Annotated in this window: 19 protein-coding genes and 1 tRNA gene; 11 read left to right on the top strand and 9 right to left on the bottom strand. The window is 70.3% G+C overall.

Annotated features, from left to right (window positions below; all coding sequences use genetic code 11):
• The first annotated feature begins 40 nt into the window (after nt 1–40).
• The 5 genes from ACFY0U_RS11880 (at nt 41) to ACFY0U_RS11900 (ending at nt 9,193) form a co-directional block, all read left to right on the top strand.
• On the top strand, nt 41–1,555 hold the full coding sequence (locus ACFY0U_RS11880) for a cytochrome ubiquinol oxidase subunit I (protein WP_388633846.1): 1,515 nt from the start codon (nt 41–43) through the stop codon (nt 1,553–1,555).
• An 18-nt stretch (nt 1,556–1,573) separates the two neighbouring features.
• On the top strand, nt 1,574–2,581 hold the full coding sequence (gene cydB, locus ACFY0U_RS11885; RefSeq protein ID WP_388633848.1) for a cytochrome d ubiquinol oxidase subunit II: 1,008 nt from the start codon (nt 1,574–1,576) through the stop codon (nt 2,579–2,581).
• Nucleotides 2,582–2,677: 96 nt separating this feature from the next.
• On the top strand, nt 2,678–6,208 hold the full coding sequence (gene cydD / locus ACFY0U_RS11890; RefSeq protein ID WP_388633850.1) for a thiol reductant ABC exporter subunit CydD: 3,531 nt from the start codon (nt 2,678–2,680) through the stop codon (nt 6,206–6,208).
• 89 nt (nt 6,209–6,297) lie between these two features.
• Nucleotides 6,298–7,980: a GAF domain-containing sensor histidine kinase gene (locus tag ACFY0U_RS11895; RefSeq protein ID WP_388633852.1), complete on the top strand. Its 1,683-nt coding sequence runs from the start codon at nt 6,298–6,300 to the stop codon at nt 7,978–7,980.
• Between the two features lie 157 nt (nt 7,981–8,137).
• Entirely contained in the window at nt 8,138–9,193 is a 1,056-nt protein-coding gene (locus ACFY0U_RS11900; protein ID WP_388633855.1) for a murein hydrolase activator EnvC family protein, read from the top strand.
• Here ACFY0U_RS11900 and ACFY0U_RS11905 read toward each other — a convergent pair.
• From ACFY0U_RS11905 to ACFY0U_RS11935, 7 genes are all read right to left on the bottom strand, one after another.
• On the bottom strand, nt 9,190–10,056 hold the full coding sequence (locus ACFY0U_RS11905; RefSeq protein ID WP_388633858.1) for a Cof-type HAD-IIB family hydrolase: 867 nt from the start codon (nt 10,054–10,056) through the stop codon (nt 9,190–9,192). The two genes, ACFY0U_RS11900 and ACFY0U_RS11905, sit on opposite strands and share 4 nt — an antisense overlap.
• 93 nt (nt 10,057–10,149) lie before the next feature.
• Nucleotides 10,150–11,052, bottom strand: a complete 903-nt coding sequence (locus tag ACFY0U_RS11910; protein ID WP_388633860.1) for an LLM class flavin-dependent oxidoreductase — start codon at nt 11,050–11,052, stop codon at nt 10,150–10,152.
• A 51-nt stretch (nt 11,053–11,103) separates the two neighbouring features.
• Complete coding sequence (locus ACFY0U_RS11915) at nt 11,104–11,571, bottom strand: hypothetical protein (RefSeq protein WP_388633862.1); 468 nt, start codon at nt 11,569–11,571, stop codon at nt 11,104–11,106.
• A 12-nt stretch (nt 11,572–11,583) separates the two neighbouring features.
• Complete coding sequence (locus ACFY0U_RS11920; RefSeq protein WP_388633864.1) at nt 11,584–12,132, bottom strand: RNA 2'-phosphotransferase; 549 nt, start codon at nt 12,130–12,132, stop codon at nt 11,584–11,586.
• A 122-nt stretch (nt 12,133–12,254) separates the two neighbouring features.
• A complete protein-coding gene (locus tag ACFY0U_RS11925) occupies nt 12,255–13,202 on the bottom strand; it encodes a MerR family transcriptional regulator (protein ID WP_388633867.1) in 948 nt (315 codons plus the stop codon).
• A 220-nt stretch (nt 13,203–13,422) separates the two neighbouring features.
• Nucleotides 13,423–15,180: an SDR family oxidoreductase gene (locus ACFY0U_RS11930; RefSeq protein WP_388633870.1), complete on the bottom strand. Its 1,758-nt coding sequence runs from the start codon at nt 15,178–15,180 to the stop codon at nt 13,423–13,425.
• Between the two features lie 5 nt (nt 15,181–15,185).
• Nucleotides 15,186–16,028 (bottom strand): M24 family metallopeptidase, encoded by an 843-nt coding sequence (locus ACFY0U_RS11935; protein WP_388633872.1) that lies wholly within the window; start codon nt 16,026–16,028, stop codon nt 15,186–15,188.
• Nucleotides 16,029–16,267: 239 nt separating this feature from the next.
• Here ACFY0U_RS11935 and ACFY0U_RS11940 point away from each other — a divergent pair, with 239 nt between their 5' ends.
• The 6 genes from ACFY0U_RS11940 to ACFY0U_RS11965 all read left to right on the top strand — a co-directional run bounded on the left by ACFY0U_RS11940 (nt 16,268) and on the right by ACFY0U_RS11965 (nt 20,440).
• On the top strand, nt 16,268–17,242 hold the full coding sequence (locus ACFY0U_RS11940; RefSeq protein ID WP_388634326.1) for an ABC transporter ATP-binding protein: 975 nt from the start codon (nt 16,268–16,270) through the stop codon (nt 17,240–17,242).
• Nucleotides 17,232–18,140, top strand: coding sequence for an ABC transporter permease (locus ACFY0U_RS11945; protein WP_388633875.1), 909 nt, complete (start codon nt 17,232–17,234; stop codon nt 18,138–18,140). Before ACFY0U_RS11940 ends, ACFY0U_RS11945 begins: the two co-directional genes overlap by 11 nt.
• Nucleotides 18,137–19,048: an ABC transporter ATP-binding protein gene (locus ACFY0U_RS11950; RefSeq protein WP_388633878.1), complete on the top strand. Its 912-nt coding sequence runs from the start codon at nt 18,137–18,139 to the stop codon at nt 19,046–19,048. Before ACFY0U_RS11945 ends, ACFY0U_RS11950 begins: the two co-directional genes overlap by 4 nt.
• 10 nt (nt 19,049–19,058) lie before the next feature.
• Entirely contained in the window at nt 19,059–19,778 is a 720-nt protein-coding gene (locus ACFY0U_RS11955) for an ABC transporter permease (RefSeq protein ID WP_388633881.1), read from the top strand.
• Nucleotides 19,779–19,858: 80 nt separating this feature from the next.
• Nucleotides 19,859–20,092: a hypothetical protein gene (locus ACFY0U_RS11960; RefSeq protein WP_388633884.1), complete on the top strand. Its 234-nt coding sequence runs from the start codon at nt 19,859–19,861 to the stop codon at nt 20,090–20,092.
• 263 nt (nt 20,093–20,355) lie between these two features.
• A tRNA-Ser gene (locus ACFY0U_RS11965) sits at nt 20,356–20,440 on the top strand.
• A gap of 79 nt (nt 20,441–20,519) precedes the next feature.
• Here ACFY0U_RS11965 and ACFY0U_RS11970 read toward each other — a convergent pair.
• Both ACFY0U_RS11970 and serS read right to left on the bottom strand, forming a co-directional pair.
• A complete protein-coding gene (locus ACFY0U_RS11970) occupies nt 20,520–21,329 on the bottom strand; it encodes an HAD family hydrolase (RefSeq protein WP_388633887.1) in 810 nt (269 codons plus the stop codon).
• A complete protein-coding gene (gene serS / locus ACFY0U_RS11975; RefSeq protein ID WP_388633890.1) occupies nt 21,326–22,603 on the bottom strand; it encodes a serine--tRNA ligase in 1,278 nt (425 codons plus the stop codon). The genes ACFY0U_RS11970 and serS overlap by 4 nt, the downstream gene beginning before the upstream one ends.
• Nucleotides 22,604–22,958: the final 355 nt, after the last annotated feature.

The raw sequence follows: 22,958 nt of genomic DNA on the forward strand, positions 1-22,958 counted from the left end.
CTGCCGCTGTACCCACGGCGACCTAAGGAGACCTGACGACGTGGACCTGGCTTTGGCGCCGGAGACACTGGCGCGCTGGCAGTTCGGCATCACCACCGTCTACCACTTCCTCTTCGTGCCCCTGACGATCTCGCTGGCCGCCCTCACGGCCGGACTGCAGACCGCCTGGGTGCGCACGGAGAAGGAGAAATACCTCAGGGCGACGAAGTTCTGGGGCAAGCTCTTCCTGATCAACATCGCGATGGGTGTGGTCACCGGCATCGTGCAGGAGTTCCAGTTCGGCATGAACTGGTCCGACTACTCGCGCTTCGTCGGTGACGTCTTCGGTGCCCCGCTCGCCTTCGAGGCCCTGATCGCCTTCTTCTTCGAGTCGACGTTCATCGGCCTGTGGATCTTCGGCTGGGACAAGCTGCCCAAGAAGATCCACCTGGCCTGCATCTGGATGGTCTCGATCGGCACGATCCTGTCGGCCTACTTCATCCTCGCGGCCAACTCGTGGATGCAGCACCCCGTCGGCTACCGGATCAACGAGGCGAAGGGCCGGGCCGAACTCACCGACTTCTGGCTGGTCCTGACCCAGAACACCGCGCTCGCCCAGGCCTTCCACACTCTCTCGGCGGCGTTCCTCACCGGCGGCGCCTTCATGGTCGGCATCTCCGCCTTCCATCTGCTGCGCAAGAAGCACATCAGCGACATGAAGACCTCGCTGCGGCTCGGCCTGGTCACCGTCGTCATCGGCGGCATGCTCACCGCGATCAGCGGCGACACCCTCGGCAAGATCATGTACGAGCAGCAGCCGATGAAGATGGCCGCCGCCGAGGCGCTGTGGGACGGCGAGAAGCCGGCACCCTTCTCGATCTTCGCCGTCGGCGACGTCGACAAGGGCCACAACAAGGTCGCCATAGAGATCCCGGGTCTGTTGTCCTTCCTGGCCAAGGACGACTTCACCTCGTACGTCCCCGGCATCAACGACGTCAACAAGGCCGAACAGGAGAAGTACGGGCCCGGCGACTACCGGCCCAACATCCCCGTCGCCTACTGGGGCTTCCGCTGGATGATCGGCTTCGGCATGACGTCCTTCGCGATCGGCCTGCTCGGACTCTGGCTGACCCGCAAGAAGTTCCTGCTGCCGCAGGCCCTGAGGGTCGCCGACGACGAGGTGCCGCATCTCGTGCTCCTGCCCAGGGCCAAGAAGCCCCTCGGTCCGAAGCTGACCAAGTGGTACTGGCGCATCGCGGTCCTGACCATGGGCTTCCCGCTGATCGCCAACTCCTGGGGCTGGATCTTCACCGAGATGGGCCGCCAGCCGTGGGTCGTCTACGGCGTCCTGCGGACCCGTGACGCGGTCTCCCCCGGTGTCTCCCAGGGCGAGGTCCTCACCTCGATGATCGTCTTCACCTCGCTGTACGCCATTCTCGCCGTCGTCGAGGTCAAGCTGCTCGCGAAGTACATCAAGGCCGGCCCGCCCGAGCTCACCGAGGCCGACCTCAACCCGCCCACGAAGATCGGCGGCGACACCCGTGACGCCGACAAGCCGATGGCTTTCTCGTACTAGGCCGAGGGGGATCGAGTCATGGAACTTCACGACGTCTGGTTCGTGCTCATCGCCGTCCTGTGGACCGGCTACTTCTTCCTGGAGGGCTTCGACTTCGGGGTCGGCGTCCTCACCAAGCTGCTGGCCCGGAACCGGCCCGAGAAGCGGGTGCTGATCAACACCATCGGCCCTGTCTGGGACGGCAACGAGGTCTGGCTGCTCTCGGCGGGCGGCGCGACCTTCGCCGCCTTCCCCGAGTGGTACGCCACGCTTTTCTCGGGCTTCTACCTGCCCCTGCTGCTCATCCTGGTCTGTCTCATCGTCCGCGGTGTCGCCTTCGAGTACCGGGTCAAGCGGCCCGAGGAGAACTGGCAGCGCAACTGGGAGACCGCGATCTTCTGGACCTCGCTGCTCCCGGCGTTCCTGTGGGGCGTGGCCTTCGGCAACATCGTGCACGGTGTGAAGATCGACCAGGACTTCGAGTACGTCGGCAGCGTCTGGGACCTGCTCAACCCGTACGCGCTCCTCGGCGGAGTGGTGACGCTGACGCTGTTCACCTTCCACGGGGCCGTGTTCACCGCGCTCAAGACGGTCGGTGAGATCCGGGAGCGGGCGCGGAAGCTGGCGCTTCAGGTCGGGCTCGTGACGGCCGTGGCGGCGCTCGTCTTCCTGCTGTGGACGCAGGTCGAGAGCGGCGACGGCAAGAGCCTGGTCGCCATGGTCGTGGCGGTCGCCGCCCTGGTTGCCGCGCTGGTGGCCAACCAGGCCGGGCGCGAGGGCTGGTCGTTCGCGTTCTCGGGTGTCACCATCGCGGCCGCCGTGGCCATGCTCTTCCTGACGCTCTTCCCGAACGTCATGCCGTCCTCGCTCAATGAGGACTGGAGTCTCACGGTCACCAACGCCTCGTCGAGCCCGTACACCCTGAAGATCATGACCTGGTGCGCGGTCATCGCCACGCCCGTCGTGATGGTCTACCAGGGCTGGACCTACTGGGTGTTCCGCAAGCGGATCGGTACGCAGCACATCGCGGCGGACGTCGCGCACTGAGTCCGAGCCGGGAGTCCGTGCTGGGGAGTTCGGAGGGGGCATGTTTCACGTGAAACATGCCCCTACGTTCCCCGCTGAGAAGAGGGTGTGTTTCACGTGAAACCGATCGATCCGCGTCTGCTCCGGTACGCCCGTGCCACCCGGCTCTTCATGGTGGCGGTCGTCGGTCTGGGGGCCGTCGGGGCGGCGCTGGTCATCGCCCAGGCGATGCTCATCGCCGAGGTGGTGGTCGGTGCGTTCCAGCACGGTCTGTCGGTCTCTGAACTCCGTACTCCCCTGCTGCTGTTGGTGGCAGTTGCGGCCGGACGGGCGCTGGTCTCCTGGCTCACCGAGCTCGCCGCGCACCGGGCGAGCGCCGCGGTCAAGTCCGAGCTGCGGGGGCGGCTGCTGGAGCGGGCCGCGGCGCTCGGGCCCGGTTGGCTGAGCGGGCAGCGGACAGGGTCGCTGGTCGCGCTCGCCACGCGAGGAGTCGATGCCCTCGACGACTACTTCTCGCGCTATCTGCCGCAGTTGGGCCTCGCGGTGGTCGTGCCGGTGGCAGTGCTGGCGCGGATCGTCACCGAGGACTGGGTCTCGGCGGCCATCATCGTCGGCACCCTCCCTCTCATCCCGATCTTCATGGTGCTGATCGGCTGGGCCACGCAGTCCCGGATGGACCGGCAGTGGCAGATGCTGTCCCGGCTGTCCGGGCACTTCCTGGACGTGGTCGCCGGGCTGCCGACCCTGAAGGTGTTCGGGCGGGCCAAGGCGCAGGCCGACTCGATCCGGCGTATCACCGGTGAGTACCGGCGGGCGACCATGCGGACGCTGCGGATCGCCTTCATCTCCTCGTTCGCCCTGGAGCTGCTCTCGACGCTGTCGGTGGCGCTGGTCGCCGTGACGATCGGTATGCGGCTCGTGCATGGCGAGATGGACCTGTACATCGGTCTGGTCATCCTGGTGCTGGCGCCCGAGGCGTATCTGCCGCTGCGGCAGGTGGGGGCGCAGTACCACGCGGCGGCGGAGGGGCTGGCCGCCGCCGAGGAGATCTTCGAGGTGCTGGAGACGCCGGTGCCGGCGTCGGGCACCCGTGCCGTGCAGACCGGTGCGCTGTCCTTCGACAAGGTCACCGTCCGCTACCCCGGCCGGTCCGGAGACGTCGTCTCCGACGTGTCCTTCACCGTCGAGCCCGGGGAGACCGTCGCGCTCGTCGGGCCGAGCGGCGTGGGCAAGTCGACGCTGCTGAACGTGCTGTTGGGGTTCGTGCCGCCCGCCGAGGGGCGGGCGCTGGTCGGGGGAGTCGACCTCACCGAGGCCGACTTGGCGGAGTGGCGCTCACAGGTGGCGTGGGTGCCGCAGCGGCCGCACCTGTTCGCCGGGACGATCGCCGAGAACGTACGGCTGGCACGCCCCGACGCGGACGACACCGCCGTACGGCAGGCGCTCGGGGACGCGGGCGCGCTGGAGTTCGTCGACGCGCTGGCGCAGGGCGCCGACACCGCGCTCGGGGAGGACGGGGCAGGGCTGTCCGCCGGTCAGCGGCAACGGCTCGCCCTGGCCCGGGCGTTCCTCGCGGACCGGCCTGTGCTGCTGCTCGACGAGCCGACGGCGGCGCTCGACGGGGCCACCGAGGCGGAGGTCGTGGCGGCCGTACGGCGCCTGTCGGTGGGGCGGACGGTGCTGCTCGTCGTCCATCGGCCGGCGCTCTTGAGCGTGGCGGACCGGGTGGTGCGGCTGGACGAGGCCGCTGCCCCCGCTCGTACCGAGGCCGTGGCGAAGGTGCCTGCGGTTCGCGCGATCGAAGAGCGGTCCTCCGGCATCGAAGAGCGGACCGCCGGCATCGAAGGGCGGTCCGCCGCCGACGCCGCGCCCGGCGATCCGGAAGCGGCTGTGCCCGCCCGTGGTGTCCTTGCCCGTGTCCGTGCCATGGCCGCCCCCCGGCGCGGGAGCCTCGCGCTCGCCCTGCTCCTCGGGAGCCTCGCCCTCGGCAGTGCCGTCGGTCTCATGGCCACTTCCGGGTGGCTCATCTCGCGGGCCTCGCAGCAGCCGCCGGTGCTGTATCTGATGGTGGCCGTGACGGCGACGCGGGCCTTCGGGATCGGACGGGCCGTCTTCCGGTACGCGGAGCGGCTCGTGTCGCACGACGCCGTGCTGCGGATGCTCGCCGACACCCGGGTCGCCGTCTACCGGCGCCTTGAGCGGCTGGCGCCCGCCGGGCTGCGCCGGACCCGCCGCGGTGATCTGCTGTCGCGCCTCGTCGCCGATGTCGACGCCCTCCAGGACTACTGGCTGCGCTGGCTGCTGCCCGCCGGTGCGGCTCTCGCGGTGTCCGCCGCGTCCGTCGGCTTCACAGCCTGGCTGCTGCCCGAGGCCGGTGCCGTGCTCGCCGTCGGGCTGCTGGCGGCCGGTGTAGGGGTGCCGCTGGTCACCGGTGCGGTGGCCCGGCGGGCGGAGCGGCGACTGGCCCCCGCCCGCGGAGTGCTGGCGACGCGCGTGACCGACCTGCTCACCGGGACCGCCGAACTGGCCGTCGCCGGCGCGCTGCCCGCCCGTACCGCCGAAGCGCGGCAGGCCGACGGAGTGCTCGCCCGGATCGCCTCGCGCGCCGCCACCGCCACCGCGCTCGGCGACGGGCTCACCGCGCTGGTCTCCGGCCTGACCGTCGCGGCCACCGCCCTCGTGGGCGCCCAGGGCGTCGCCGACGGGCGCCTCAGCGGCGTCACCATGGCCGTCGTCGTGCTCACCCCGCTGGCCGCCTTCGAGGCCGTCCTCGGGCTGCCGCTCGCCGTGCAGTACCGCCAGCGGGTCCGCAAGAGCGCGGAGCGCGTGTACGAGGTACTGGACGCCCCCGAGCCGGTACGGGAGCCGGAGCAGCCGCGGGAGGCACCCGCGTCGCCGTTCCCGGTCGTCGTGGAAGGACTGTCCGCCCGTTACGCCGGGCAGGACCGGGACGCACTCGCCGGGCTGGACCTGACCCTCACGCAAGGCCGCCGGATCGCTGTCGTGGGCCCGTCCGGGTCCGGCAAGACGACCCTCGCGCAAGTGCTGCTGCGGTTCCTGGACGCGGAGGCCGGCTCGTACACGCTGGGCGGCGTGGACGCGTACGCGCTGGACGGCGACGACGTCCGGCGCTTCGTGGGGTTGTGTGCCCAGGACGCGCATCTCTTCGACAGCTCGCTGCGCGAGAACCTGCTGCTCGCCAAGAAGGACGCCACCGAGGACGACCTGCGCGACGCTCTCAGGCGGGCCCGGCTGCTGGAGTGGGCCGACGGTCTGCCCGACGGCCTGGACACCCTGGTCGGTGAGCACGGGGCGAGGCTGTCCGGGGGACAGCGGCAGCGGCTGGCGCTGGCCCGTGCGCTGCTCGCCGACTTCCCCGTCCTCGTGCTCGACGAGCCCGCCGAACACCTCGACCTGCCCACTGCCGACGCTCTCACCGCCGACCTCCTGGCTGCCACCGAGGGGCGTACGACGCTGCTCATCACCCACCGGCTGGCCGGTCTTGAAGGGGTGGACGAGGTGATCGTGCTGGACGAGGGACGCGTGGTGCAGCGGGGTTCCTATGCGGAGCTGGCCGCCGTGGCGGGGCCGCTGCGGGGGATGGTGGAGCGGGAGGCGGAGTCGGAGGTGCTGGCGCTCACCGCATGAGTCGCCACGAGGCGTCGGCGCTCATCGCGTGAGCCACCGCCCGCACCTCTCGACTTTCTGCATCAAAGGGGACTAATTACGCTCGGCTCATGACCGACGCCCCGTCCCCCGGTCCCCCGCTCCAGACTCTCTCGACCGAGCTGGCCGCGCGGGTGCCGCAGCTGCTGGAGGCGATGCGGTCCGTCGGCAGCGGCCTGGAGCTGCACTCCACGCTGGACCGGATCTGCGAGACCGCGGCCGGGCTGACGCAGGCCCGGTACGCGGCCATCGGTGTCGTCGACGAGGACGGCCGGGGACTCTGCGACTTCGTCTTCCACGGCGTGGACGAGGCGACCGCCCGGCGTATCGGACGGCTGCCGGACGGGCACCGGGGGCTGCTCGGCGCGCTCATCCGCGACCCGGAGCCGGTCCGGCTCGCGGACCTCACCCGGGATCCGCGCTCCTGCGGCTTCCCCGAGCACCACCCCTCGATGCGCGGCTTCCTCGGTCTGCCGATCCGGGTGCAGGGCGAGATCTTCGGGAACCTGTATCTGACGGAGAAGCGCGGCGGTGAGCCGTTCAACGACTACGACCTCGACATGGTCCGGGTGCTCGCCACGGAGGCGGGCATCGCCATCGGCAACGCCCGGCTGTACGAGGCCGCCAAGCAGCGCGAGCGGTGGATCGACGGGTCGGTCGCCGTGACCACCGCCCTGCTGTCGGGCGGGGACGTCGACGACGCCCTTCAGGTCGTCGCGGAGCAGGCCCGGCGGCTGTCGGGGTCGGCGGCCGGGATCGTGCTGCTGCCCGCCGACGAGGGCGGCCTGGAGGTCGCCGCGGTGGCCGCGGACCAGCCGTCGAACGTCCTGGGCACGGTCGTCCCGCCGGAGAGCAAGGTCGTCACCGAACTCCTCGACGGACAGGCCGTGTTCATGGACGACGCGGCCGCCGACCCACGCATGACCACCACCCTCGCGCGCGGCTACGGGCCGGCCATGATGCTGCCCCTGCACAGCGACGGCCGTGTCCTGGGCGCTCTCGTCACGCCCCGCGCACGGGGGGAGCGGCCGTTCACGGAGGGGGAACGCACTCTCGCGATCCAGTTCGCCGCGCAGGCCGCCCTCGCGCTGATGATGGCCGACGCGCAGCGCGACCGGGAACGGCTCGCGGTCTACGAGGACCGCGACCGTATCGCCCGTGACCTGCACGACCTCGTCATCCAGCGGCTGTTCGCCACCGGGATGATGCTGGAGAGCGCGCAGCGCGGGTCGGTCGTGCCCGAGGTGCGCGAGGGCGTCGGCAAGGCCGTCGACGAACTCGACGTCACCATCCAGGAGATCCGCACCGCGATCTTCGCGCTGCAACAGGGGCCCGCCGAGGTGCCCGCGGGGTTGCGCACGCGCGTGCTGCGGGAGATCAACACCGCCGCCGTGCCGCTCGGTTTCAGGCCTTCCCACCGCTTCGTCGGCCCGGTCGACGCCCTTGTCGGCGACCTCACCGGCAAGAACCTCATCGCCGCCCTGCGCGAGGCCCTCTCCAACGCCTTCCGGCATGCCGGGGCCTCCCGTATCGACGTCGTCGTCGACGCGACCGCGACCCTGCCGGGCGGGCGGAAGGGCGTACGCCTGACCGTCGCGGACGACGGTGTCGGCATCCCCGAGGGCGGCCGGCGCAGTGGCCTGAGGAACCTCAAGCGGCGCGCCGAGTCGCTGGGCGGCGACAGTCGGCACGGGCCGGGCATCGGGGAGGACGGCGGCGGCACGACGGTGGTGTGGGAGGCACCGCTCGACTGAAGAGCCACCCCATGAGCCACTTGCCCTGTGACGGGCCGTCAACAGCGATTCCGGATACGCCTGTTCAGTCGTACGACTCGGCCGAACGGAGGTGGGATTCCCCCGGCTGCACGAGCTGGACATGCCCCTGTCCCGCGCTCGGGCCACGATCGCTGACATGCGACTGCCCTGGCGTCATCCCCTGCTCCTCCCGGTCGTGCTGTGCGCGCTCGCCGTGCTCGCGGCCCGTCCCACCGACGCGGCGGAGAAGAGGCGCGACGGCGGTGACCCCGGGATCAGCGCTCAGGTGGCGCGGTTGTACGAGGACGCGGCCGTGGCGACACAGCAGTACGAGAAGGGGCGGCAGGAGGCGGAGGTGCAGCGCGCCCGGGCGCAGCGGCTTGAAGTGCTGCTCCACCGGGAGCGGCAAGAGATCGCCGTCATGCACGAGGACCTGGGCCGGATCGCACGCACCCAGTACCGCAACGGCGGTGGTCTTCCGCTGACCGCGCAGATCATCCTCGCCGGCAGCCCGGAGGAGCTGATGCGCGGTCAGCAGGTCTTCTCCCAGGCGGATCTGGCCGTGAACAACTCCATCGAGAAGAGCCGGCGTGCCGAGGAGCGGCTCGCGAAGGACGAGGCCAAGGCCGCTGCGGCGTGGCAGGCGCTGGAGAAGCGGAAGGAGGAACTCGCCGGTCTGAAGACGGACATCGAGCAGAAGCTCGAAGAGGCCCGCTGGCAGTTGCAGGGCCAGGCGGACGCGTCGGTCGCGGCGGGTGCCTGCCGGGGTGCCGTCCGGCTGGACCAGCCTCCGACGCAGGTCGTGGGCGGCTGGGTCCCTCCGGTGGAGATGTACACGCTCTCCGCGAGCTTCGGCAGCGGTGGCTCGCGGTGGGCGAACCGGCACACCGGGCAGGACTTCGCGGTGCCGATCGGCACGCCGGTGCGGTCGGTCGGTGCGGGCCGGGTGGTGAAGGTGTCCTGCGGGGGCTCGTTCGGCATCGAGATCGTGGTCGAGCACGTGGGCGGCTACTACACGCAGTACGCCCATCTCGCCGCCGTCACCGTCGACCAGGGGGACCAGGTGACGCCGGGGCAGTGGATCGGGCAGTCGGGCACCAGCGGCAACTCCACCGGACCCCATCTGCACTTCGAGGTCCGGGTCACCCCGGAGCTGGGCTCGGCGGTGGACCCGGTGCCCTGGCTGGCGGCACGCGGCGTCCCCCTCGGCTAGCGCCGCGCCAGCAGTTGCTCGATCACGACCGCCACCCCGTCGTCGTTGTTCGCGACCGTCCGCCCCGAGGCCGCGGCGATCACGTCGGGGTGGGCGTTGCCCATCGCGTACGACTGTCCGGCCCAGGTCAGCATCTCCACGTCGTTCGGCATGTCCCCGAACGCGACGACCTCCTCGTGGGAGATCCCGCGCTCGGCGCAGCACAGGGCGAGCGTGCTGGCCTTGGAGACGCCGGGGCCGCTGATCTCCAGCAGGGCGCTGGGGCTGGAGCGGGTGACGTTGGCGCGCTCGCCGATGGCGAGACGGGCGAGGGTGAGGAAGGCGTCCGGGTCGATCGTGGGGTGGAAGGCGAGGATCTTGAGGACCGGCTCGTCGGCCCCGGGACCGTCCGGCGCGAGCAGCTTCTCGGCCGGCTGGAGCTCGTCGGGGATCTCCATGTGCAGCTTCGGATAGTCCGGCTCCTGGTGGAAGCCGTACGTCTGCTCCACCGCGTACACCGTGCCCGGCGCCGCGTCCCGCAGCAGCCGTACGGCGTCCAGCGCGTTGTCCCGCGCCAGCTCCCGGACCTTCACGAACCGGTGGGCGCCGGGGCCGCCGTGCAGGTCGACCACCGCGGCGCCGTTCCCGCAGATCGCCAGGCCGTGGCCGTGGACGTGGTCGCTGACGACGTCCATCCAGCGGGCGGGGCGGCCGGTGACGAAGAAGACCTCGATGCCCGCCTCCTCGGCGGCGGCGAGGGCCGCGACCGTGCGCGGGGAGACGGACTTGTCGTCGCGCAGCAGGGTGCCGTCGAGGTCGGTGGCTATCAGGCGCGGCGGGACGGTGGAGGCCGGGGTCTCGGGCTGTCGAGTCGCTGAGGTCACCCGCTCATTCTCCCGCATATGCCCGCACGGCCGTGCGGGAGCCCGCACATGTGAGTAGTTACCGCCCCACGGGCACGATCGGTCTCCGTCGCCTCACCGCAGCTGTGCCGGCGCCTCCATGGCGATCTGCTCGAAGACCTTCTCGTCCGCGGCGAAGTCCGAGTCGGCGATCGGCCAGTGGACGACGATCTCCGTGAAGCCCAACTCCCGGTGCCGGCCCGCGAAGTCGACGAACGCGTCGAGCGACTGGAGCGGCCGGGTGCGGTCCGGGGTGAATCCGGTGAGCAGGATCTTGTCGAGCCCGGTCACATCACGGCCGATCTCCGCACAGGCGTCGGCGAGCTTCTCGACCTGTCCGCGAATGGCTTGAATCGACTGTTCAGGAGTGCCGTTCTCGTACAGCTTCGGATCGCCGGTGGTCACCCACGCCTGCCCGTGACGGGCGGCGAGCCGCAGCCCGCGCGGGCCGGTGGCCGCCACCGCGAAGGGCAGCCGGGGCCGCTGCACACAGCCCGGGATGTTGCGTGCCTCGTGCGCCGAGTAGAAGTCGCCCTCGTAGGACACCGAGTCCTCGGTCAGTAGCCGGTCCAGCAGCGGGACGAACTCCGCTAGCCGGTCGGCCCGCTCGCGCGGCGTCCACGGCTCCTGGCCGAGAGCCGTGGCGTCGAAGCCGGTGCCGCCCGCGCCGATGCCGAGGGTGACCCGGCCGCCGGAGATGTCGTCGAGGGAGATCAATTCCTTGGCGAGGGTCACCGGGTGCCGGAAGTTCGGCGAGGTCACCAGGGTGCCCAGCCGCAGATGGTCGGTGACGGCCGCGGCGGCGGTCAGCGTCGGCACGGCACCGAACCACGGGCCGTCCCGGAAGCTGCGCCAGGACAGATGGTCGTAGGTGTACGCGGTGTGGAAGCCGAGCTGCTCCGCGCGCTGCCATGCCTCGCGGCTCCCCTCGTGCCAGCGGCGGTACGGGAGGATCACGGTGCTCAGACGCAGACTCATGGTTCGAGCGTAAGTGGCCGAGCGGGTTTCACGTGAAACAGTCACCGACCGTCATCGTCCTCGGCCGCTGAGCCACGGGCTGAGCCCGACCAGGATGAACTCCTTGTGCACGCGGTCACCCGGCAGCGGGACCATCAGATAGTTGCCCGGCGGGAAGCGGCGCACCTTGACCCAGGCGTGGCCGTCGTAGAGGGCACGGAGGAAGGCGGGCACGTCGTCGCGGGCGATGTCGGGGCATTCGACGCCATCGACGGTGATCAGCGCGTCGTCGTCAGGGAACAGCCGTACGTCCACCTGGGGCCGGCCACCGAGCTCGACGTACGCCTCGTGGGGCAGGGAGCCGTCCGGGTCGGTGGTGACGCCGATGCCCGCGGCGCTGCGGCGCGAGGTCTGGTCGGCGCCGATGTCGTGGGTCACCTCGATCTCGAGCGCGTACTCGGCGGCGAGGGCGCGCAGGGCGGCGACGGCGGCCTCGGTGGTGGGCAGGTGGGTTCCACGGTGGTCCATACCATTGATCATGCCGGACGCCAGTCAGTGAGGCGCGGGAAATCTCAGGTACTCCGGCGGCACCGCTTTGGTCAGCCACACCCCGTTCGCGCTGACGTGGAAGACATGGCCGTCGCGGTGCATCGCGCCGGTGTCCACGGAGAGCACGACGGGACGGCCGCGGCGGGCCCCGACCCGGGTCGCCGTCTCGCGGTCGGCCGAGAGGTGCACGTCGTGCCGGTTCATGGGCCTGAGGCCCTCGGCGCGGATCGCGTCCAGGTAGCGGTCCACGGTGCCGTGGTAGAGGTACGGCGGTGGGGTCGCCGGGGGCAGTCCGAGGTCAACCTCGATGCTGTGGCCCTGGCTGGCGCGGATCCGGGTGCCCTCGACGGCGAAGCGCTTCTTGTCGTTGGCGGCGACCACGTGGTCCAGTTCCTCACGGGTGAACCGGAAATTGTGTGCGGCGGCCGCGGCGATCAGTACGTCGATCTCGACCCAGCCGGCCTCGTCGAGCTCCAGCCCGATCCGCTCGGGTTGATGGCGAAGGTGTTTCGAGAGGTACTTCGACACCTTCACGGTACGTCTTTCGTCCATCCGCTCAGCATGACGGGAGAGACGCGCATCACGCATTTTGTTTTGGCGCGGAGGTTTGATCCACAACCAAGTGTAGTTATCCACAGGCTACTTGGCGTTTCTGTGGACAACTCACCGTCATGTCAGCCCAGTTCGTCAAGATCAGCTGGGGGCAACCGCTTTGACGTGAGCGCGTCCAACCCCCTTGCCCGTACCTCTCGTTCAGCCGCCAGCGCGATGAACTCCGCCGCGTCCTCCGCGCCAACCAGCCCCTCCACCGCCCGCATTGTCTCCTCGGGCAGAGACACGGAGCGTGACGAAGGCGGATCCGGCCGGCCCTCGCCCGAACCCAGGTGCTGCCGAAGATGTCGTACGGCCAACAGCCTCATCGCACGGGCGAGTTCCGCGTCCACCGTCTGCTGGGCGAGCGGTCGCAGCCGGCGTACGAGTGAGGCCGCTTCGGCCGCGTCGGCGTCGGTCGGACGGTGGGGTCCGCCGAGGTAGCGGGCGAAGACGTGCTCGGTGGTGAACTCCAGGAAACGGGCGGCGATGTGCTCGACCTGACCTCTCAACTCCCTTAGATGACCGGAGATCGCGGACAGCGGCACGCCCGCCGCGTGCAACTCGACCGCCACGGCAAGCTCTTGAGGACTCGGCACGAGGAAGCAGTCCGCATCACCGGGCACCGGCTCCAGCACCCCGAGCTCCACGGCGTCGGCGACCGCCGCGTCGTCGGGTGTGCCGCCGAACCGCTCCTCCAGCTCGGCGCGCGAGATCCGTACCGCCTCCTCGTCGCTCCACGGCCCGTCGACCTCGGCGACCAGCCCGAGCACCCCGCCGAGGCCGCGACCGGCGTCCCAGGCCTCCAGGAGCTCCTTGATGGAGGCCAGGGTGTAGCCGCGGTCCAGGAGGCCGGCGATCTGGCGCAGCCGGACGAGATGGGCGTCGGAGTAGAGGTTGGCGCGGCCGCGACGCTCGGGGCGGGGGAGCAGGCCGCGGTCCTGATAGGCACGGATCGTGCGGACGGTGGCGCCGCTGAGGTGGGCGAGATCCTCGATCCGCAGCGCCGGGCCGTCCTGGACGCCGCTCACGCGACCGCCTCCGGTGTGCCGCTCACGCGACCGCCTCCGGTGTGCCGCTCATGCGACCGCCCCCGGTATGCCGCTCATGCGACTGCCTCCGGTGTCCCGCTCATGCGACCGCCTTCCGTGTGCCGCTCATCCCTCACGCTCGCCCCCGGCAGCCGCTGCGAAAACAGCACCGCGCGGCGCCACGCCCCTTCTCACGAAGGCCCCTACCTGGTTCCGCGGCTCACAGCGGTGGCTCCAGTCGTGCGATCGCCCGCACCGCGCGCGGTGCGACCCGGGACAGCAGACGCGCGCCACGGGCCTCGGGGGTCACCGGTACCACCGCCTCGTTGCGCACGACCGCCCGCAGGATCGCGTCGGCGACCTTCTCCGGCGGGTAGTTGCGCAGCCCGTACAGCCGCGCGGACCGCTTCTGGCGCCGCTTCTCCTCGTCGGCGTCCACCCCGGCGAAGCGCGCGGTGGAGGTGATGTTGGTGTTGACGAAGCCGGGGCAGATCGCGCTCACCCCGATGCCCTGACCGGCCAGTTCCGCGCGCAGGCACTCGCTGAGCATCAGCACCGCCGCCTTGGAGGTGCTGTAGGCGGGCAGCGCCCTGGAGGGCAGGTACGCCGCCGCCGACGCGGTGTTGACGATGTGGCCGCCCTGTCCGCGCTCGGCCATCTGCCTGCCGAACAGCCGGCAACCGTGGATGACTCCCCACAGGTTGACGTCGAGGACCTTCTTCCAGTCCTCGGGGCTGGTGTCGAAGAAGGAACCGCCCAGACCGATCCCGGCGTTGTTCACCAGGATGTCCACCACGCCGTACTCGGCGGCGACCTTCGCGGCGAGCTTCTCCATGGCCTGCTCGTCGGAGACGTCGACGGTCTCCGCCCAGGCCTCGGGGGAACCGATCAGCCGGGACATCTCGGCGGTACGGGCCGCGCTCTCCGCGTCCCGGTCGACGGCGATCACGCGCGCGCCGGATTCCGCGAACGCGTAGGCGGTGGCCCGCCCGATGCCGCTGCCCGCACCCGTGACCAGCACGAGCTGCCCGCCGAAGCGGTCGGCGTACTTGCCGGTGGCCGTCACCGCTTCGGGTCGCCCGCCTTCCACGGAGGTGACGAACTCCGAGATCCAGGAGGCCAGTCGGTCGGGGCGCGAGCGTGGTATCCAGTGCCTTGCCTGGAGGGTGCGGCGGGTCAACTGCGGGACCCACTGCTCCAGTTCGTCGTAGAGCCGCTCGGACAGGAACGCGTCCCCGAGCGGCGTGATGAGCTGCACGGGCGCGTGCGCGTATGCGTCCCCGCGGGGGTGGCGCAGCCTCGCTCGTACGTTGTCCCGGTAGAGCCACGCCCCGTGTGCCGCGTCCGTCGGCAGCGACGAGGTCGGGTAGCCGTCGCCGGGGACCCGCTCGACGCGCTCCAGGATGCGCGGCCAGGTCTTGCCGAGGGGGCCGCGCCAGGCCAGTTCGGGCAGCACGGGCGTGTGCAGGGCGTACACGTACCAGGACTTGGCGCCCTGGCCGAGAAGCTGGCCGACTCGGTGCGGGGTCGGGCGCTTGATCCGGCTGTCGATCCAGTGCCCGAAGTGGTCCAGGGACGGCCCGGACATCGAGGTGAAGGAGGCGATCCGGCCCTCGGTGCGCCGGACCGTGGTGAACTCCCAGCCCTGTACCGAGCCCCAGTCGTGCCCCACCAGATGCACCGGCCGGTCCGGGCTGACCGCGTCCACGACGGCCAGGAAGTCGTCCGTGAGCTTCTCCAGGGTGAACCCGCCGCGCAGTGGCCGCGGTGCCGACGAGCGGCCGTGGCCCCGGACGTCGTAGAGGACGACATGGAAGCGGTCCGCCAGCCGCGACGCGACCGGTGTCCACACCTCCTTGCTGTCGGGATAGCCGTGCACCAGGACGACCGTCGGCCACGACGGGTCCCCCAGTTCGGCGACGCACAGCTCGACGCCGCCGGTTCGCACCCGGCGCTCGCGCGCACCCTCAAGAGTCACGCCGCTCACTCCCCCTCCGCCCAGCGCCGCACGTGCGGCAGATCGTCGTCCAGCCAGAACGCGCTCTGTTCGGGGTCCTCGGAGTCGGTGACGACGAGGATCTCCTCGAACTTCGCGCCCGTGCCCCGGAAGCCGAGGTGGGGTTCGACCGCCCACAGGCCCGGCTGCGGCGGGTGGTCGGAGAAGCGGTACGGCGACCACAGTGGCGACCAGCCCTCGCGATGGCCGTGCAGCGCGTCGGCCGCCAGGCCCTTGAGGGACTCCGTGCCGAACCCGAAGACCTTCGGCGACCAGCGGCGCTCCCGCACCCGGTCCACCTTGTGCGCGATCACTCCGAAGGGGTACGCGCGGTGCCGGTTCGCGTAGCCCTGGCGGACCATGAGGCGGTCCACGTCCTGGTAGATCTCGCGCAGCGACCTCCGCTCGCGCACCTCGCGCAGGATCAGCTCGCGGTGGGCCTGGAGGTCGTCCATCAGCTTGTCCTGCACCGGGTGGACGCCCAGCGAGCCCGAGTAGCCGATGTCCGCCGTGAAGCCCTCGTAGACCGGGGCCATGTCGAGGATGAACGGCATCCCCGGCTCAAGGCGGCGGTTCGTGGGGAAGAACTGGAGCGGGACGCGGAAGTTCACGAACGCCGTGCGGTCCCCGAACCAGGCGAAGGGCAGATGGAACCAGTCCCGCACCCCGCGCTCGCGCAGCCACTCGCGCTGCATCCGCGCCGCCTCACGCTCGGTCACCCCAGGCTCCAGGCGGGCCGCGACGGCCTCGGCGCACTCGTACGCCAGCCGCTGGACCTTTCTGAACCCCCGCAGCTCAGCGGCCCGTTCGTCTGTCACTGCCGTCGTCATGCCACTCCGCCCCACCCAGTCCACGTCGACTGCGCTACGTGTCCGTAACTTGACAGCACCGAATGTGACAGTTGTTAGAGGCAGCGTCAATAGGCGGGTCGCGGCCTGGGGAAAACGCGCCCGCGTAGCTCTCAGGCATGGCATCCCCTACGGGCCCGTACGTCTGGAGGCTGACCCGAAGACAGCTCTGGGGTGTGACGACCGACGTGGCGCGGGTCACTACCTTCGAAGACGTGACTGTGATCGCGACCGAAAGCCTGAGCAAGCGGTTCCCCCGGGTGACCGCGCTTGACCGGCTCTCCGTCGACGTCGGGCCCGGTGTGACCGGACTCGTCGGAGCGAACGGAGCCGGCAAGTCCACCTTGATCAAGATCCTGCTGGGTCTGTCCCCCGCCACCGAGGGCCGCGCCGAAGTGCTCGGACTCGACGTCGCCACCAAGGGCGGCGCCATCCGCGAGCGCGTCGGGTACATGCCGGAGCACGACTGTCTGCCGCCCGACGTCTCGGCGACCGAGTTCGTCGTCCACATGGCGCGCATGTCCGGCCTGCCGCCCGCCGCCGCGCGCGAACGCACCGCGGACACGCTGCGCCATGTCGGCCTGTACGAGGAGCGCTACCGCCCCATCGGCGGCTACTCGACGGGCATGAAGCAGCGCGTGAAGCTGGCCCAGGCCCTCGTCCACGACCCGCAGCTGGTCTTCCTGGACGAGCCGACCAACGGCCTCGACCCGGTCGGCCGCGACGACATGCTGGGCCTGATCCGGCGCATCTACACCGACTTCGGCATCTCGGTCCTGGTCACCTCGCACCTGCTGGGCGAACTGGAACGCACCTGCGACCACGTCGTCGTCGTGGACGGCGGCAAGCTCCTGCGCTCCAGCTCCACCACCGACTTCACCCAGACCACGACCACCCTGGCGATCGAGGTCACCGACACCGACGCGCACTCGGACGGCACCCGCGCGGTGCGCGAGGCGCTCCACGCGCGCGGGGTGGAGGTCCTGGACGCGAACAGCGCCCTGCCGGGCGCCGGCCACATCCTGCTGCTGACCGCGCAGGGCGAGGAGACCTACGACGTCGTCCGGGACGCGGTCGCCGACCTCGGCCTCGGCCTGGTGCGCATGGAGCAGCGCCGGCATCACATCTCCGAGGTCTTCAAGGACGACCAGGACAACGGCGAGCAGCGGAAGGAGGCCGTCGGCCATGGCAGTTGAGCACCCGGTCACCGCCCCCGCAGGCGATCAGACCCGTATCCACAACATCGGCTACCGCACCTACGACGGCCCGCGCCTGGGCCGCTCCTACGCGACCCGCTCGCTCTACTCGCAGTCCCTGCGCGGCTCCTACGGCCTGGGCCGTTCGGTCAAGTCCAAGGTGCTGCCGATGCTGCTGTTCGTGGTGATGTGCGTGCCCGCGGCCATCATGGTCGCCGTCGCGGTCGCCACCAAGGCCAACGACCTGCCCGTCGACTACACGCGCTACGCGATCGTCATGCAGGCCGTCATCAGCCTCTACATCGCCTCCCAGGCACCCCAGTCCGTCTCGCGCGACCTGCGCTTCAAGACCGTGCCGCTGTACTTCTCGCGGCCGATCGAGACCGCCGACTACGTCCGCGCGAAGTACGCGGCGCTGGCCTCGGCCATGTTCATCCTCACCGCGGCCCCGCTGCTGGTGCTCTATGTGGGCGCCCTGCTGGCCAAGCTGGACTTCGCCGACCAGACCAAGGGATTCGCGCAGGGACTCGTCTCCGTGGCACTGCTCTCGCTGCTCTTCGCCGGCATCGGCCTGGTCATCGCCTCGGTCACCCCGCGCCGCGGCTTCGGCATCGCGGCCGTGATCGCCGTCATGACGATCTCCTACGGCGCGGTCTCCACGCTCCAGGCCATCGCCGACGCCCAGGGCAGCACGGACGCCGTCCCGTGGATCGGGCTGTTCTCCCCGGTCACCCTCATCGACGGACTCCAGACCGCCTTCCTCGGCGCGAGCTCGGCGTTCCCCGGAGCGGTGGGCCCGTCGAACGGCGAGGGCGTGGTCTACGCCCTGGCCGTCCTCGGCCTCATCGCCGCCTGCTACGGCCTTCTGCTGCGCCGCTACCGAAAGGTCGGACTGTGACCACGCTCAGCATCGACCACGTCTCCCGCTGGTTCGGCAACGTGGTCGCCGTCAACGACATCACCATGACGATCGGCCCCGGCGTCACCGGCCTCCTCGGCCCCAACGGCGCCGGGAAGTCCACCCTCATCAACATGATGGGCGGCTTCCTCGCCCCCTCCACCGGCACCGTCACCCTCGACGGCCAGCAGGTGTGGCGCAACGAGGCGATCTACAAGCACATCGGCATCGTCCCCGAGCGCGAGGCGATGTACGACTTCCTCACCGGCCGCGAATTCGTCGTCGCCAACGCCGAGTTGCACGGCCTGGGAGCCAAGGCAGCCCAGAAGGCGCTGGCCACGGTCGAGATGGAGTACGCGCAGGACCGCAAGATCCAGACGTACTCCAAGGGCATGCGCCAGCGCGTGAAGATGGCCAGTGCCCTGGTCCACGACCCGTCGCTGCTCCTGCTCGACGAGCCCTTCAACGGCATGGACCCGCGCCAGCGCATGCAGCTCATGGACCTGCTGCGCCGCATGGGCGACGAGGGCCGCACGGTGCTGTTCTCGTCCCACATCCTCGAAGAGGTCGAGCAACTCGCCTGGCACATCGAGGTCGTGGTGGCCGGACGCCACGCGGCCAGCGGTGACTTCCGCAAGATCCGCCGCCTGATGACCGACCGGCCGCACCGCTATCTGGTGCGCTCCAGCGACGACCGCGCTCTCGCGGCCGCGCTGATCGCCGACCCGTCGACATCCGGCATCGAAGTCGACCTGGCGGAGGGCGCGTTGCGCATCCAGGCCGTCGACTTCGGCCGCTTCACCGCGCTGCTGCCCAAGGTCGCCCGCGACCACGGCATCCGGCTGCTCACGGTCTCGCCGTCCGACGAGTCCCTCGAGTCCGTGTTCTCGTATCTGGTCGCGGCGTAGGAGGCCGAAGATGTACGACCCCACAGTCGCCCGACTCACCTACCGGGCTCTGCTCGGCCGCCGCCGGGCCCTCATCCTGGGCGCCCTGCCCGCTCTGCTGATCCTGATCGCGGTGATCGTGCGCGCTCTGGTCGGCGCCGACGACCAGACCACCGCCGACCTGCTGGGTGGGCTCGCGCTCGCCACGATGGTGCCGATCATCGGCGTCATCGCCGGCACGGGCGCGATCGGCCCGGAGATCGACGACGGCTCCGTGGTGTATCTGCTGTCCAAGCCGATCAAGCGGCCGACGATCATCTTCACCAAGCTGATCGTGGCGATCGCCGTGACGATGGTGTTCTCGGCGCTGCCGACCCTGATCGCGGGCTTCATCCTCAACGGCAACGGCCAGCAGATCGCCGTCGCCTACACGGTGGCCGCGCTGGTCTCCTCCATCGCCTACGCCGCGCTGTTCCTGCTGCTGGGCACGGTGTCCCGGCACGCGGTGGTCTTCGGCCTCGTCTACGCCCTGGTCTGGGAGGCCCTGTTCGGCTCCCTGGTCGCCGGGGCGCGCACGCTCAGCGTCCAGCAGTGGTCCCTTGCGGTGGCCCACAAGGTCGCCGGCGGGGACCTGGTCACCTCGGACGTCGGACTGACGACGGCCACGGTGCTGCTGGTCGCGGTGACCGTCCTCGCCACCTGGTACGCGGGACAGAAGCTGCGGACGCTGACGCTGGCGGGCGAGGAGTAGACGCCGGGCTTATTGACAGGGACTTCACCTGTGCCCAGGCAGACTGGGCAAAAGGGGATGCACTGCGAGGAGGAACGGGGATGGCGGACGCGCACTACGACGGGCGGGCCCGGTCCGGGGACGACACCTGGGACGACCTCGTCCTGGACGAGGACTTCATACGCTCAGCGGAGACCTCCGAGCCGTCCGCCCGGGCCCGTATGCTCACGGCACGCTGGCGTGACCAGAAGCCCGAGCCGCAGCCGTGGCGTTCCGACGAGCCGCCCGCGGGCTGGTTCTTCAGCAAGGCGCGCCGCAAGTGGTGGCGGCGGTAGGCGAACACCCGGCCGATTAAATCAGTGGCGCCCAACTCGGCGTACCGGCACGATGGTTGTGTCCACGCCGGACAGTGACTCCGGCGCCACGTTCTGGGAGAGGAGCCGGGCGATGTCCATGCACGACAGTACGTCCAGCTCCCTTCAGGGCAGTCCGCGGCGGGTTCCGGTGTAGTTACGCCGCCGTCGAACCCGCTCGTCGGGAGCTGCCCGGGGCGGCCGCTTCGAGCACGCGATGTCGCTCTCGCGTGGGCCGCCCACCCGGAGGATTGGCCGAGTGGAAAGGCACCGGCTTGCTAAGCCGCGGTCGGGGGAAACCCCGCGCACGTTCGATCCGTGCATCCTCCGCAAGACGTTAAGTGCACCCACCTAGGGGCGCGGGGAACTGCGCGACCAGCCACGACGGGCCCGCAGTCATCACACCGCCTCAACCCAGCAGACGCTCCAGGACCACTGCGATCCCGTCGTCCTCGTTCGACGCGGTCACCTCGTCGGCCACCGCCTTGAGCTCCTCATGCGCATTGGCCATGGCCACACCCCGAGCAGCCCACCCGAACATCGGCACATCATTCGGCATATCACCGAAGGCAATCGTGTCCGCGGCCTTCAACCCGAGCCGACGAGCCGCCAGCGACAACCCCGTCGCCTTCGACAACCCCAACGGCAGCAGCTCGACAATCCCCGCCCCGGCCATCGCGACGGTCACGAACCCACCCGCCGCCCGCCGAGACGCCTCCGCCAGCTCGTCGTCCGACAGCTCCGGATGCTGTATGTAGATCTTGTTCAGCGGGGCGGACCACAGATCGGCCGCATCCGTGAAGGGCGTCGTGGGCAGGTCGCCGGTGAGCGCGTACCCCTGCCCCACCAGCACCTCACCCTCGAGACCGTCCCGGCTCGCCGCGAGGTACAGCGGCCCGACCTCCGCCTCGATCTTCGCGAGAGCGACACCGGCCAGCTGCCGATCCAGCGTCACGGACGTCAGCAGACGGTGCTCGCCGGCGTCGTACACCTGCGCGCCCTGCCCGCAGACCGCGAGGCCCTCGTAGCCGAGGTCGTCCAGGATGTGCCGCGTCCACGGCACCGCGCGGCCGGTGACGACGATGTGCGCCGCACCGGCCTCGGTCGCCGCCGCGAGAGCGTCACGCGTGCGCTGCGAGACCGACTCGTCGGAGCGCAGGAGCGTCCCGTCGAGGTCGGTCGCGATCAGCTTGAACGGGAACCCCGCGGCCGTACTCACTTGGCGATCGGCTCCAGCACCTCACGCCCGCCCAGGTACGGACGCAGCACCGGCGGCACGTACACGGAGCCGTCGGCCTGCTGGTGGTTCTCCAGGAGCGCCACGATCGTGCGCGGTACGGCGCACAGCGTGCCGTTGAGCGTCGCGAGCGGCTGCACCTTCTTGCCGTCGCGCTGGCGCACCGACAGGCGGCGGGCCTGGAAGCTGTCGCAGTTGGAGGCCGAGGTCAGCTCGCGGTACTTGCCCTGGGTCGGGATCCACGCCTCGCAGTCGAACTTGCGGGACGCCGACGCGCCGAGGTCGCCCGAGGCCACGTCGATGACCTGGAAGGGCAGCTCCAGGCCGGTCAGCCACTGCTTCTCCCAGTCCAGGAGGCGCTGGTGCTCGTTCTCGGCGTCCTCGGGGGCGACGTACGAGAACATCTCGACCTTGTCGAACTGGTGCACGCGGAAGATGCCCCGGGTGTCCTTGCCGTAGGTGCCGGCTTCGCGGCGGAAGCACGGCGAGAAGCCGGCGTAGCGCAGCGGCAGCTTGTCGGCGTCGAGGATCTCGTCCATGTGGTACGCGGCGAGCGGGACCTCGGAGGTGCCGACCAGGTAGTAGTCGTCCTTCTCCAGGTGATACACGTTCTCCGCGGCCTGGCCGAGGAAGCCAGTGCCCTCCATGGCGCGCGGGCGGACCAGCGCGGGGGTGAGCATCGGGATGAAGCCGGCCTCGGTGGCCTGGGCGATCGCCGCGTTGACGAGGGCGAGCTCCAGGAGCGCGCCGACACCGGTGAGGTAGTAGAAGCGCGAGCCGGACACCTTGGCGCCGCGCTCGACGTCGATGGCGCCTAGCGCCTCGCCGAGCTCCAGGTGGTCCTTGGGCTCGAAGCCCTCGGCGCCGAAGTCGCGGATGGTGCCGTGCGTCTCCAGGACGACGAAGTCCTCCTCGCCGCCGACGGGGACGTCGGGGTGGACGAGGTTGCCGAGCTGGAGGGCGAGGCGCTTGGTCTCCTCGTCGGCCTCGTGCTGCTCGGCGTCGGCCGCCTTGACGTCGGCGGCCAGCTGGCCCGCCTTCTTCAGGAGCTCGGCCTTCTCGTCGCCGGAGGCCTTGGGGATGAGCTTGCCGAGGTTCTTCTGCTCGGAACGCAGCTCGTCGAAGCGGACGCCGGACGACCTGCGCCGCTCGTCGGCAGACAGGAGGGCGTCGACGAGCGCGACGTCCTCTCCACGGGCGCGCTGGGAGGCGCGCACTCGGTCGGGGTCCTCACGGAGCAGGCGAAGGTCAATCACGCGGCCAAGGCTACCGGTGCCTGGTGAGAGCCCACGACTCGCTATTCCGAACTACGGCTTACGTACCGTTATGGGGGAATTGCGTACCGTGTCAATAAAAGGCGTCTCACTCCCTGGAACGAGGCACGAGGTTAACGCCAGGTTGACTCGATTCCCTTGTGCGGAAGGGGACTTGGCGAGTGCTCTGTCCACAGGAATCCACACCCCGAACGAGTTATCCACAGGGTGTGCGAAAGATCTGTGGATGTCGGAAGTGATCATTCCGAATCGGCTTCACGGGGCTGAGAATTCCCGATCCAAACCCTGCTCACGCCCACTTTCGAGTGGAAATGGGTCGCTCCAAAGGATTGATCGA

Source organism: Streptomyces sp. NPDC001536, assembly GCF_042894505.1.
Taxonomy (GTDB): domain Bacteria; phylum Actinomycetota; class Actinomycetes; order Streptomycetales; family Streptomycetaceae; genus Streptomyces.